This window comes from Streptomyces murinus, assembly GCF_002154555.1.
GTDB lineage: Bacteria > Actinomycetota > Actinomycetes > Streptomycetales > Streptomycetaceae > Streptomyces > Streptomyces murinus.
This window is the reverse complement of the sequence record NZ_MUNF01000625.1, coordinates 17,421-29,558: the sequence shown is the minus strand read 5'-3', so window position 1 is coordinate 29,558 and position 12,138 is coordinate 17,421. Positions and strand designations below refer to the sequence as shown.

General features: G+C 73.0%; 12 protein-coding genes. 10 read left to right on the top strand and 2 right to left on the bottom strand.

What is annotated here, in order from left to right:
* The first annotated feature begins 58 nt into the window (after positions 1-58).
* From CCN72_RS31580 to CCN72_RS31560, 5 genes are all read left to right on the top strand, one after another.
* Positions 59-1,462 carry a type I glutamate--ammonia ligase gene (locus CCN72_RS31580; RefSeq protein WP_086811564.1) on the top strand — a complete coding sequence of 468 codons (1,404 nt, stop codon included), beginning with the start codon at positions 59-61 and terminating at the stop codon, positions 1,460-1,462.
* A 2-nt stretch (positions 1,463-1,464) separates the two neighbouring features.
* The gene (locus tag CCN72_RS31575; protein WP_086811562.1) at positions 1,465-2,640 is read left to right on the top strand and encodes an amidohydrolase family protein; all 1,176 of its coding nucleotides are present in this window, start codon (positions 1,465-1,467) and stop codon (positions 2,638-2,640) included.
* A gap of 16 nt (positions 2,641-2,656) precedes the next feature.
* Entirely contained in the window at positions 2,657-3,184 is a 528-nt protein-coding gene (locus tag CCN72_RS31570) for an NUDIX hydrolase family protein (RefSeq protein WP_161215882.1), read from the top strand.
* 170 nt (positions 3,185-3,354) lie between these two features.
* Positions 3,355-4,578, top strand: a complete 1,224-nt coding sequence (locus tag CCN72_RS31565) for a hypothetical protein (RefSeq protein ID WP_208638153.1) — start codon at positions 3,355-3,357, stop codon at positions 4,576-4,578.
* Positions 4,575-5,168, top strand: a complete 594-nt coding sequence (locus CCN72_RS31560; protein ID WP_086811558.1) for a hypothetical protein — start codon at positions 4,575-4,577, stop codon at positions 5,166-5,168. The genes CCN72_RS31565 and CCN72_RS31560 overlap by 4 nt, the downstream gene beginning before the upstream one ends.
* On the opposite strand, the gene CCN72_RS31555 is transcribed toward CCN72_RS31560, so the two are convergent.
* A complete protein-coding gene (locus CCN72_RS31555) occupies positions 5,126-7,228 on the bottom strand; it encodes a tetratricopeptide repeat protein (protein ID WP_086811556.1) in 2,103 nt (700 codons plus the stop codon). The two genes, CCN72_RS31560 and CCN72_RS31555, sit on opposite strands and share 43 nt — an antisense overlap.
* Positions 7,229-7,427: 199 nt before the next feature.
* On the opposite strand from CCN72_RS31555, the gene CCN72_RS31550 reads away from it, so the two are divergent.
* Both CCN72_RS31550 and CCN72_RS31545 read left to right on the top strand, forming a co-directional pair.
* Positions 7,428-7,862: a hypothetical protein gene (locus CCN72_RS31550; RefSeq protein ID WP_244174573.1), complete on the top strand. Its 435-nt coding sequence runs from the start codon at positions 7,428-7,430 to the stop codon at positions 7,860-7,862.
* Positions 7,863-7,973: 111 nt separating this feature from the next.
* Positions 7,974-8,618, top strand: coding sequence for a COG4705 family protein (locus CCN72_RS31545; protein ID WP_244174572.1), 645 nt, complete (start codon positions 7,974-7,976; stop codon positions 8,616-8,618).
* A 78-nt stretch (positions 8,619-8,696) separates the two neighbouring features.
* Here CCN72_RS31545 and CCN72_RS31540 read toward each other — a convergent pair whose 3' ends face one another.
* The gene (locus CCN72_RS31540) at positions 8,697-9,359 is read right to left on the bottom strand and encodes a chaplin (protein WP_086811550.1); all 663 of its coding nucleotides are present in this window, start codon (positions 9,357-9,359) and stop codon (positions 8,697-8,699) included.
* A gap of 301 nt (positions 9,360-9,660) precedes the next feature.
* Here CCN72_RS31540 and CCN72_RS31535 point away from each other — a divergent pair, with 301 nt between their 5' ends.
* The 3 genes from CCN72_RS31535 to CCN72_RS31525 all read left to right on the top strand — a co-directional run bounded on the left by CCN72_RS31535 (position 9,661) and on the right by CCN72_RS31525 (position 11,988).
* The gene (locus CCN72_RS31535) at positions 9,661-9,975 is read left to right on the top strand and encodes a hypothetical protein (RefSeq protein WP_086811548.1); all 315 of its coding nucleotides are present in this window, start codon (positions 9,661-9,663) and stop codon (positions 9,973-9,975) included.
* Between the two features lie 87 nt (positions 9,976-10,062).
* Complete coding sequence (locus CCN72_RS31530) at positions 10,063-10,371, top strand: trypco2 family protein (RefSeq protein ID WP_086811546.1); 309 nt, start codon at positions 10,063-10,065, stop codon at positions 10,369-10,371.
* A 132-nt stretch (positions 10,372-10,503) separates the two neighbouring features.
* Complete coding sequence (locus CCN72_RS31525; protein ID WP_208638151.1) at positions 10,504-11,988, top strand: VMAP-C domain-containing protein; 1,485 nt, start codon at positions 10,504-10,506, stop codon at positions 11,986-11,988.
* Positions 11,989-12,138 lie beyond the last annotated feature (150 nt).

Sequence of the window (12,138 nt, the reverse complement as noted above, 5' to 3'; positions counted from 1 at the left end):
TGTGTATAAGCGCCAGGAACCGCCCGCCCCCACCGGGCCCCGCCCGCAAAGGACACGTATGACCACTCTCGCCGACCCCGTGCCCGGCGGCCGCCCGGCCGATCTACGGCGGGTCGCCGCCCTCACCACCGCCCTGGCCGCGCAGGACGTGCGCGGCATCGTCCTGGCGTATGTGGACACGGCGGGCGTCACCCGGGTGAAGACCGTCCCCACGGCCCGGCTGGAGGCCGCCGTCTCCTGGGGCGTCGGGATGTCCCCGGTGTTCGACACCTTCCTGGCCGACGACTCGATCGTCAGCACCGATGTGCTCGGCTCCCCCGACGGCGACCTGCGGCTCTACCCCGACCTGGACCAGCTGGTGGCGCTGGCCGGGCAGCCCGGCTGGGCGTGGGCGCCGGTGGACCGGATCACCCAGGAGGGCGAGCGGCACCCCGGCTGCGCCCGCACCTTCCTGCGCCGCATGGTCACCGAGGCGGCCGAGCGGTACGGGCTCGCCTTCAAGGCGGCGTTCGAGATCGAGTGGGCCCTCGGACTCGGCTCCGCGCCCGCCGGGGAGTTCGTGCCGGCGGTGTCCGGACCGGCGTACGGCGCGATCCGCCAGGTGGAGCTGGGCGACTTCCTCGCCGATCTGCTGGCCGCGCTCGACGCCCAGGGCGTGGACGTCGACCAGGTCCATCCCGAGTACGCGGCCGGGCAGTTCGAGCTGTCGGCGGGCGCCCTGGACCCGGTCGCGGCGGCCGACCGCAATGTGCTGGCGCGCCAGACGATCCGGGCCCTCGCCCAGCGGCACGGACTGCGGGTGTCGTTCTCGCCCGCGGTCCTCGCCGGGAGCGTCGGCAACGGCGGCCATGTGCATCTGTCCTGCTGGCGCGACGGCGGCAATCTGCATGCGGGCGGCGAGCGCCGGTACGGTCTGACGCCCGACGCGGAGTCCTTCGCGGCCGGGATCCTCGCGCATCTGCCCGCGCTGACCGCGATCAACGCGCCCAGCCCGGCCAGCTATCTGCGGCTGCGGCCCTCCCAGTGGGCGGGCGTCTTCACCGCGTGGGGCCGCGAGACCCGGGAGGCGGCGCTGCGACTGGTCACCGGCAGCGCGGGCCGGCAGCGGCAGGAGGCCAACCTGGAGGTGAAACCCGTCGACCTGGCCGCCAACCCCTATCTCACCCTCGGCTGTCTGATCGCCGCGGGACTCGACGGACTGGCGGCGAAGCGCCCCCTGCCCGAGGAGATCACCGGCGACCCGGCGCGCTACGACGCGGAGGCGGCGGCGAAGCTCGGCGTACGACGGCTGCCGACCACGCTGGCCGAGGCGGTGACGGAGTTCCGCGCGGACGAGGTGCTGCGGGCCGCGCTCGGTCCGGTCCTCGCGGACGCGGTGAGCGCCGTACGGCTCGGAGAGGCGGCCGCCGTCGAGGGGCTGGACGACGACCGGGTGGCGGCGGCCTATCGCTGGGCGTACTGACCATGGCGTCCGCCGGTCCGGTCCAGGAGGCTCTGGCCGCACTGGAGTTGGTGGACCACCACTGCCATGGCGCGACGGTGGCCGACCTGTCCTTCGAGGGGTTCGAGTCGCTGCTCACCGAGGGCGAGCCGTGGCCCGGCGTCTCGCCGTTCGACACCCCGGTGGGCATCGCCGTACGACGGCACTGCGCGCCCCTGCTGGACCTGCCACGGCACGCCCCGCCGGACGTGTACGTGGCCCGGCGCGCGGAGCTGGGGTGGCGGGAGGTGAACCGGCGGTTCCTGACGGCGGCCGGGGTCGGGACGTACTGCGTGGACACCGGCTATTCCCCGCAACCCCTCACCTCCCCCGCCGAGTTGGCGCAGGCATCGGGTGCCGCCGCGTACGAGGTCGTACGTCTGGAGCGGATCGCCGAGGAGGTGGCGGCGCGGGGTGTGGAGGCGGGCGAGTACGCGGCCGTGTTCCGCGCGGCGGCCGAGGAGGCGGTGCGGCGGCCGGGTGTGGTGGCGGTGAAGTCGGTGGCCGCCTATCGCACCGGATTCGCTCTCGATCCGGAGCGGCCCTCGGACGCCGAGGTGACCGTGGCGGCGCGGCGCTGGCTCACCGCCGGCGGCCGCCTCGCGGACCCGGTGCTGATACGGCAACTGCTGTGGACCGCAGTCGACTTGGGGCTGCCGCTCCAGTTGCACACCGGTTTCGGGGACGCGGACGTACGGCTGCACCGGGCCGATCCCGCCCTGCTCACCGACTGGCTGCACCGGATCGCCGGCACCGGCCCCGTGCTGCTGCTGCACTGCTGGCCCTATCACCGCCAGGCCGCCTATCTGGCCGCGGTGTTCGAGCGGGTGTACCTGGATGTGGGGCTCGCCCTGCATCACGCCGGCCCCGCCCGGGCGGGGGTGGTGCTGGCGGAGGCCCTGGAGATCACCCCGTTCCGCAAACTGCTGTACAGCTCGGACGCCTACGGTGTGGCGGAGTTCCATCACCTGGGCGCCCTGTGTTTTCGTCAGGGCCTCGCCGAGTTGCTGCGACGTCGTGTGGAGGCCGATGAGCTGTCCCTGTCCGACGCCCTGCGGATCGCGTCCTGGACGGGCCGCGACAACGCCCGCCGGCTCTATGGACCACCCGTATCCGAACCGGTCCGCGACCCCCGCGGCCGCCCCACCCGGAAAGTATGATCAAGCAATGTCTGACATGACCGATACCACGCCCGGCTGGCTGACCTCGGACGAGCTGGAGATGGCCAGGGCCCGGATGCCGATCCTGTACGTCGAGGCCGTGCCCGTGCGGGTCGACGACAGCGGCGAAGTCATCAGCATCGGACTGCTGTTGCGGATCGGCCCGGACGGAACGGTCAGCCGGGCCCTGGTCTCCGGGCGGGTGCTGCACCACGAGCGGGTCCGCGACGCGCTGCTGCGCCATCTGGAGAAGGACCTCGGCCCGGTGGCCCTGCCCCGGATCCCCGCCTCGCTCCAGCCCTTCACCGTGGCCGAGTACTTCCCGACGGTGGGCATCACCCCGTACCACGACCCGCGCCAGCACGCGGTGTCCCTCGCCTATGTCGTCCCGGTCACCGGTGACTGCCGGCCCCGCCAGGACGCCCTGGACCTGGTCTGGTTCAGCCCCCAGGAGGCGGCCTCCGAGGTGCTCCAGAGCGAGATGCCGGGCGGCCACGGCGCGCTGCTGAAGCAGGCGCTCGCCCACGTGGGCCTGGTGTTCTGACCCCCGATCCGGTGCCGGGCGGGCGAACCGCGCCCGGCACCGGATCCCGTCTCCTCCGTACCCCTGCCAGGTTTCTGCAAGGTCGCCGCAAGGCTTTCGTCCGGTGGGCCCGGGCAGAGCCTGGGCAACGGCCCGCAGGGGCGACTCGCGAGAGACATCGGGGGTACATCGTGTCGGCATTGGGTTCACAGGCCGATCCATCGGCCACCGGCAGGGAATGGCGGACACTGGTCGGCCGCAGGACGGTCCTGACCGTCGCGCACACGATCACCTATGCGAAACGGCTGGTCGACATCCTGTCACTGGTCGACGACGACTTCCGCGTCCAGGTGGCGTTCACGGCGCCGCCGCACGTCTTCGGTGACGAGGTGCCGCGCTTCCTGGAGCGGCTCGGCTGTGCGGTGCTGCCGTGGGAGGAGGCGGTCCGGCTGCCCTTCGACGTGGCGGTGGCGGCGGGTCCGAAGGGCGTCGAGCGGCTGTCGGCGCCGCTGATCACGCTGCCGCACGGCGCCGCGTATCTCAAACTCGTCCCGTCGGCCACCGAGCCCGGCGTGGCCGGGCTGCGCCGCACGGACCTCGCGCCCGGCGGGAAGTTACCCGCGGCGCTGGTCATGCCGCACCACGCCGACCTCGCGGAACTGGCCCGCCAGTGCCCGGAGGCGGTGCCGCTCGCCCATGTCGTCGGGGATCCGGTGTACGACCGGATGTCCGTCAGCCTGCCGCTGCGTGAGCGCTACCGCGCGGCCCTCGGACTGCGCGGGTCGCAGAAGCTGGTGGTGGTCGCCTCCACCTGGGGCGCACGGTCCTCGTTCGGCCGGTTCGAGTCGCTGCTGCCCCGGCTGCTGTCCGAACTGCCCGGCGACGAGTACCACTGTGTCGTCCTCGCCCACCCGAACGTGTGGTCGGGGCACGGCGCCTGGCAGGTGCGGTCCTGGCTGCGGCGCTGCGCCCGGCTGGGCATCTCGCTGCTGCCGCCGGAGGCGGAGTGGCGCAGTGTGCTGATCGCCGCGGACTGGATCATCGGCGACCATGGCTCGGTCACCCTGTACGGGACGCTCACCCAGGCACCGATCCTGCTCGCCTCCTCGCCCGCGGGGGACATCAACCCCGCCTCCCCGGCCGCCACGCTCGCCCTGACCGCGCCCGCGCTGTCGCCGGTGCATCCGCTGGTCGACCAACTCCGGTACGCGGCCGCGGAGTACCGGCGCGAGGAGTACACGGAGATCAGCGCGCGCATCACCTCGGAGCCGGGGCGCTTCCACCGCAATATGCGGCGGCTGCTGTACCGGACCCTCGGGCTCGGACAGCCCGCCCATCCGCCGGTCACGGCCCAGCTCCCGGCGCCACCGCCGCTGAGCGCCTGGCCGACGGCGGGACAGGAGGTGCCGGCATGAGCGGCCTGGTCGTCGTACGACTGCTGTCCCCGGGAGCGGAGGCGTCCGGGCCCGTTCACTGGGTGGGGCCGGTGCTGCGGGTGCGCATGGGGGCGGTGGGATCCGGTGCGGAGGTGATTGCCGAGGCGGGGCAGGTCCGGGCCGGGGCAAGGGCGTTGCCCGAGGGCGACGAGCACTGCGCCGTGAACGCCGAGGCGGCCCCCGAGAACCGCCGGCTGGCCTGCGCCGATGTGCTGTACGGGGTACGGCCGCGACCGCCGGCGTCGGCACTGCACTGGCTGACCGGGGTGACGGCGCGCCATCCGTCGTGCGCGCTCGCCGCGGTGCCCCTGTCCGGGGGCGGCTGGCTGGCCCTCGCGGGCTCGGCCGCCCGCGGGCGGGGCGGCGGGCCGCGAGTCGTGGCGGAGGCGGTCGGTGCCGATCAGCCGCTGCTGGCGTCCTGTCTGCACGCGTGGTTGGTCGAGGGCCGTACGCTCGCCGAGTTGGCGTATGTACGACCCCTGCGGCAGGCCGCCGCGGGTGGTCGTACGGCGGCGGGGGCGTGCGCTCACTCCAGGCGGCGCGCGTCGGCGGGGCTGGTGACCTCGTAGCGGGAGCGTGCCTCGGCGAAGTAGGCACGGGCCTCCGTGTCGGCGCCCTGCTCCTGTGCGCCGCGCCCCAGCATCTCCAGGGTGCGGGCCTGCCAGTGCAGGGCGCCCGAGGCACGGAACGCCTCCAGCGCCTCGGTCAACTCACCTGTACCCAGGGCGTGTTCGCCGCCCTGGGCATGGGCGCGGCCGAGGAAGGCCAGGGCCCGGGTCGCGTCGTGCGGGTCGGCCACCTCGATCAGGATCCGCCGGGCCTCCTCGAAGAGCGGGATCGCCGTGATGGGGTCGCCTCGGCGCAGGGCGGTCTCGCCGAGCAGGATCCCGGCGAGCGCGACGCCCCGGCGATAGCCGCACTCCTCCCAGACCCGCACGGCGAGGTCCAGATGGCGCACGGCTTCCTCCAGTCGGCCGGTGGCCATACGGCAGCTGCCGAGCCCGAGTTGGGCCTGCCCCTCGTCGCGGACGTCACCGGCTGCGCGGGCGGCTTGCAGGGACTGGGCGTACCAGTCGGCGGCCTCTTCGACGCGGCCCGCGGCGGAGAGGCCGATGGCGCCCGAGTTGAGCATCTGCCGTTCGGCCTCGGCATGTCCGTCGGCGCGGGCGGCCGCCAGACCGATGGTGTGCGCCTCGGCCCACAGGTCGTAGTAGCGCAGCCGGAGGAACAACGGCCACATGGCGTCGACCAGTTGCCAGGCGGTGGCGTGCCAGCCCCGTCCGGCGGCGGTGCGCAGCAGGGCCATGAGGTGGTGGCGGTGGGCGTCGAGCCAGTCCAGCGCGCCCTTCTCCGCCGTGAACGGCGCGGGCAGCGGGGAGGGGTGGGCGTAGGTTCTCGGGAGGGTGAACTGGGCCGGGGTGATGAGCTGTTCGGCGGCGGTGGTCGTCCGCAGATACCAGTCGGCGACCCGTCTCAGCGCCTCCGCCCGGGCGTCCTCGCCGTCGTGGATCTCGGCGCAGGAGCGGGCGTGCACCCGGACGAGATCGTGGAAGCGGAAGGTGTCGGGGCCGATGTCCTCGACCAGGTTGGCCTCGATCAGTTCATCGAGCCGGCGTTCCGCCCACTGCTCGCTCTCGGCACAGCCGGCCGCCGCGGTGCGGGTGTCGAAGGTGGGCACGGGGAGCGTGCCCAGCGTGCGGTAGAGACGGGCGGCCCGCGGGTCGAGCACCGCGTACGACGCGTCCAGTGCCTTGCTCACCGTGATCTCCCCTTCCACTTCCAGTGCGGCCAGCCGGTCGGCGTCCGGCGCCAGGGAATCCGCCAGGGCGGCGATGGGCTGCCGGGGGCGGGCGGCGAGGCGGGCCGCCGCCAGGCACACCGCCAGGGGGACCCCGGCGCACAGCTCCACGACCTGTTCCACGGCGGTGCGTTCGCCCGCCACGCGTTCCGCGCCGACGCCGCGGGTGAGCAGTTCGAGGCCGGCGGCGGGGTCGAGCGCGGCCAGCCGGAAGAACGCGGCTCCGTCCAGGCGCAGTCCGGTCAGCCGCCGCCGGCTGGTCACAACCACGAGGGCGCCGGAGCCGCCGGGCAGCAACGGCCGGATCTGTGCCGCGGTGAAGGCGCTGTCCAGCATGACGGCGACCCGGAGCCGCGCCGTCACCGTCCGCCACAGCGAGGCCTGTTCGGCCAGTCCGGCGGGCGGGGCGGCGACCCCGAGGGCCCGCAGGAACTGTCCGAGCACCTCGGCCGGGTCCGCGGGTCCCTCGGCGGCGTGGCCGTACAGGTCGGCGTACAACTGGCCGTCGGGGAAGGCCGCTTCCCGGGTGCGCAGCCAGCGGGAGACCAGCGCGGTCTTGCCGATCCCGGCCGGGCCGTTGACCACGATCAGCGGGGGCCCGGCCTCCGGGTCGTCCGCGCTGGTCAACAGGCCGTCGAGTTCCGCGAGTTCATCGGCCCGGTCGGTGAAGTGATGTGGCACCGGAAGGAGTTGCCGGGGCACCGGCAGGGGCGCCTTCGCCGGCATGTGCACATGGACGTCCCGGGCCTGGACCACCGGTCCCGAGAAGGTGCCGCTCGCGATGCTGTTGCCGACCCCGCCGTCCCGACCGCCGTCTTCCGTCGCTCCCATCCGCTTCTCCCCCGCCCGTTGTCATATTCATCTGTCACCGGGCTCTACCCCTGAGACGGCCTGCCGTATGCGGCAGCCGGTCATTCCCGGCCACCGTGGCGCTTCGTGGCGCTCTTGAAGGCGGCGCGCGCGGCCCGCACAGTGGAGGGGCCAGAAGGACGGGACGGGACGGGGGATGTCACGCATGGATCCGGTGTCGATGGGGTTGCTGACGGCTCTGGCGGGAGGGGCCGGCGGGGAGCTGGGCCGCCAGGCGTGGACCGGGCTCGGGGAGTTGGTACGGCGCCCGTTCCGGCGCGGCGGCGCGGCGGTGCCGGAGGGGTCCGCGCCCGAGGGGTCCGCGCCGGAGGGATCCGTGTCGGAGGGATCGGGGGAGGCGGAGCTGGCCAGGCTGGCCCGGGATCCGGGTGACGCGGCGGCGGCGCGGGCCTTGAGCGTCGTACTGCACCGGCGGGCCGCCGACGACGCGGAGTTCGAGGAGCGGCTGCGACGCTGGGACGAGGCGGCCCGGCGGATCTCCCTGACCGGCGGGGACGTCCACAACTCCATCTCGGGCGGCACGTTCTCGGCACCGGTGATCCAGGGGCGCGACTTCACGGGCACGACCTTCGGGACGTCCCCCGCCGACGGCTGACCGATTGCCCTTGGATTCGGTAAGACACGGACAACAGCCGCACGAGAAGCGACAAAAGCAATGGCAAAGGGGGCTGGGGGCGGGTCCCTCGCGCGTGCGAGGGTGCGGGGCATGAGCACAGAGCACGTCCTCCCCGCGGTCGGCCTCGGCGGTCTCGCGTTCGTCGCCGCGCTCGTGCTCCAGTTCGCCGTACGCCGGTACGTGGCGTGGATCTACTGGACGGCCATCGTCATGGTCAGCGTGTTCGGCACCATGGCCGCGGACGTGCTCCGTGTCGGCCTCGGTGTGCCGTACACCCTGTCCGCCCCGCTCTTCCTCATCGCCCTCGCGGCCGTCTTCGCGCTCTGGTACGCGAGCGAGCGCACCCTGTCGATCCATACCGTGCGCACCCGGCGCCGCGAGGGCTTCTACTGGGCGGCCGTGCTCGCCACCTTCGCCCTGGGCACCGCGGCGGGCGACCTCACCGCGAGCATGGGCCTCGGTTACCTGGGCTCGGCCGTCCTGTTCGCGGTGGCCATCGCGGTCCCGGCCCTCGCCCATCGCGGCGGCGCCCTCGGCGCGGTGACCGCGTTCTGGGCGGCGTACGTCATCACGCGCCCGCTCGGCGCGTCCCTCGCGGACTGGATGGCCGATCCGACCGCGCGGGGCGGTCTCGGCTGGGGCCTCGGCCCGGTCACGCTGTCGTGGACCGTGGCGATCGTCGCGTTCGTGGCGTTCCTCGCTCTGTCGCGGCGGGACAGCGGCGCCGCCGTCTGACCGCCGCCTCGACCGCTGACGGGAAGGCCCCGAGGGACATGTCCCATGGGGCCTTCCCGCCGCGTAGAGCGGTGCGGATCAGCGCGTGGCGCCCGCGCGGAAGCGCCGGTACAGGGCCGCGCCGCCGACCAGCGATGCGGCGCCCGCGAAGGCGGCCGTCAGGGTGCCGTCGGCGCCGGTGTGGGCGAGGGTGCCCGTCGGCCGGTGCACGGCCGCGGGCGGCTCGGGGGCCGTGCGCGCGGGCGGCACCTGCGGGTGCGCCGGGGGCGCGGTGTGCACCGGCGGGGTGACCCGCGGCGGGGTCACCGGCTGCGTGCCATGGGTGCTCGACGTGTTCTCGGAGTGGTTGCCGAAGACGGGGTTGAGAAGCCCCACCACGTTGACACTGTCGCCGCTGATGTTCACCGGCAGATCGATCGGCAGCTGGATGCCGTTGCCGGACACCGCGCCGGGCGAGCCCTTCTCCGCCGAGGCGGCCGTGGCCCCGCCCCCGTTGGCGGAGCCGCCCTTGGTGGTGCTGCCGCCGCCCGTGTTGGCGCAGCTGTTGCCCATCGCGGGGTTGAGGAGCCCCACCACGTTCACCGTGTCCCCGCACACGTTCACCGGGATGTGCACCGGGAGCTGGATCCCGTTGCCGGAGATCAGCCCCGGCGAGCCGACCGCGGCGCCGTCCGCCGTGGAGTCGGCGTACACCGGCCCCGCCACAGCGATCGCGCCCGAGGCGGCCGCGAGGGCGATCACACCGTTTCGGGTAACCCGTTTCATCGGTTCCCTGCCTTCCAGAATCAAGCGCGGGCACTCGCCCGCACGGAGGTAAACGCGGGGAAAAACAGGTGAGTTATGGCTTGTCAATCATTCGGCCGGTATATGCCACGATCGCTGGTCCTCGTGACACCGGGGACGCCGGATTGGTCGTACTACTTCGTGCGATCGCGTGAAGAGAGGGCAGCCCGCTTTCCCTCCGGAAAGCCGACCGGTCACGCTTCCCCTGCGGAGCAGGTGAACGTCCGCGGTGAGAGCCTCTCGGGAAGTGGGTGGATCCATGTCCAAGCTGGGCGCGGCACGTTGGGTGGCGGTGGCTCTTGCCGGCTGCGGCGTCGGGATCGGTGCCGCGTGGTCCGTCCCCGCCCTGGCCGACCAGCCCTCCGAGCGGCTGGCTCCGCAGTACAGGCTGGTGATCGGCGAGTTCGGGACCCAGGCACGGGCCTACTGCCCCTCGGGCTACACGGTCACCGGCGGCGGCTTCAGCGGCACCGCTCCGGCCACCAACAGCGTCCCCCTGGGCGACCTCAGCGGCTGGTACGCACAGAGCTCCGAAGGCGTGCGGACCTGGGCGGTCTGCGTCTTCGGCGGCTGATTCAGGCCGACCTCCACCACGTCGCGGTCCATGATCTGACGCCCTTTCACCTTCCGCGGGGGTGACCCACCCCGATAGGATCGCCATGTGATCGAACTGGCTGAAATGATCAGGGAGTTGGGCCAGGAGCTGAACGCCGCTCTGAGCGAAGGTCCGTCCGGAGTGGTGCGGTTCGAGCTCGGGACCGTCGAGGTCGAGGCGGACGTCGTGGTGAGCCGCAGGGGCGGAGCGGGCGGCAAGGTGCGGTTCTGGGTGGTGGAGGCCGGTGCCGAGGGGCAGTCGGAGACCTCGCGCACCCACCGGATCCGCCTCGCTCTGCACCCGAAACTCGTCGCACCGGACGGCACACAGGTGAAGGTGCTGATCTCGGGGGAGGAAGAAGAGGGAGAGCGCTGACGGCAGTACGCCGAGGCGGTACGGCCGTTCCGCCGTCCCGACACCCTGACGTGGCGGGACGGGTGGCCGTACGCTGGTCGGCACCGCCGGTGGGAGAGAACCGGCGGCAGGTGACGATCGGAGGTCACGGGGGTGGAAGGGCGGAACCCCGCGCGGGTTCGCAACGAGTTGGTGGCCAACGTCGTCGACGTGCTCCAGGAATCGGCCACCCTGCGGCACCCGACCAGTGCCGACCTGCTGGTGACCATGCTGAGCCAGGAACTGGGCGCGCCCGTCGAGCCGTTGCAGAACAGGACGCTGCGCCCGTATCTGCTCCAGCTCGTGGAGGTGTGCGCGCGGATCCCCGACGGACTGCCCTGCCTGGTGCGCTGCCTCGGCTATGTGGAGGAGCAGTCCGTCACCGTGCTGGCGCTGCGCCGTCTGGTGGACGAGTGGGAGGCGGTCGACTTCTTCGACGGCGCCGATCTGCACCCGCTGCGCCCCGACCTGATGGAACTGCGCTCCTCGGCCGCGCTCGCGGCGATGGCGCGCCGGGCCAGCCGCTCCCGCACCCAGGAGCTGCCCGCCTGGTGCGACACCGGCTGGGCGGTGTTCTTACGCCTGGCCGGCGGCAACTCGGCGGCGCGGGAACTGCCCGTGAGCATGGCCTTTCTGTCGCTGGCCGCGGACCAGCTGGTCGAGGACGGACTGCGGGAGGCCGCCGAACGGCTGCGCCGCTGGAACCGCGCACAGGCCCGCTTCTGGGGCTTCGAGGACCAGATGGCCGAGTGGCAGCACGACAGCATCACCGATCAGCCGGCCTCCCTCATGCCCGCCTATCTGATGATCCAGTTCGAGCCGGACGGTGTCGACCCCGACCGGTACTACCTCTCCCACTGGCGCCAGTCGGACGCGGAGAGCTGGCATCCCCTCCCGGGCGAGACGCTGCATCTGCACCGCGACGACCTGCCGGCCGAGGTGGACACGCTCATCGAGCAGACCGAGGAACGCTGGTCGGACCTGCGGCAACCCGTCGTACTCGAATTCATCCTTCCGTGGGAGCTGTTGGGGGAACCGGTCGAGTGGTGGCACAAGGAGGCGGACTCCGCCTCGCCCACTCCCCTGGTCATGGACTACACGGTCCTCATCCGCAGTTTCGAACGCCTGCGCAAGGCCGCGTGGCACCGGCCCTGGCACAACAAGTGGCGCCAGTTCAAGGAGCGTCCGGCGGAGACGCACTCCTACTGGAACCGCCCCGGCCACTCGCACTTCCATCTGGAGCGGGAGCTGAAGGAGGACGAGCAGGCCGTCTGCCTGGTCCTCAGCGAGCCGCCCGGCACGGACTCCGCCACCAGCCGCCAGGAGTATCTGGCGGGGCTGCGGGCGGGAGTTCCGGCCATGATCTGGCACCGCGGCGACTGCTCGGATCCCGCCTTCAAGGAGGCGGTGGCCGAGATCGTGCAGGACCGGGGGCTGGCCGGGCTGCTGGAGCGGACCGGACGTTGGCGCAAGGAGGCACTGGCCATGGGGCCGGAGGGGTGGGACAACCATGTGGGGCGCCATCTGGCGATCCTGCTCGACGATCCGGAGCGCAAGCCCGAGCCACCGGGGCCCGCGCATGTGCCGGTGAAGCCGTGAGGCGGCCGGCCGGATCCGCGTGTCCACCGACCGTCCGCGCGTGGTGAGTGGGGGTGCCCGGCATGCACCGGCGTGATTCCACCGGTCCGCGTCCGTTCCATGTCCGCCACCCTGCTTCCGCCGTGCTGTGGCGTACACCGTCCGCGTGCT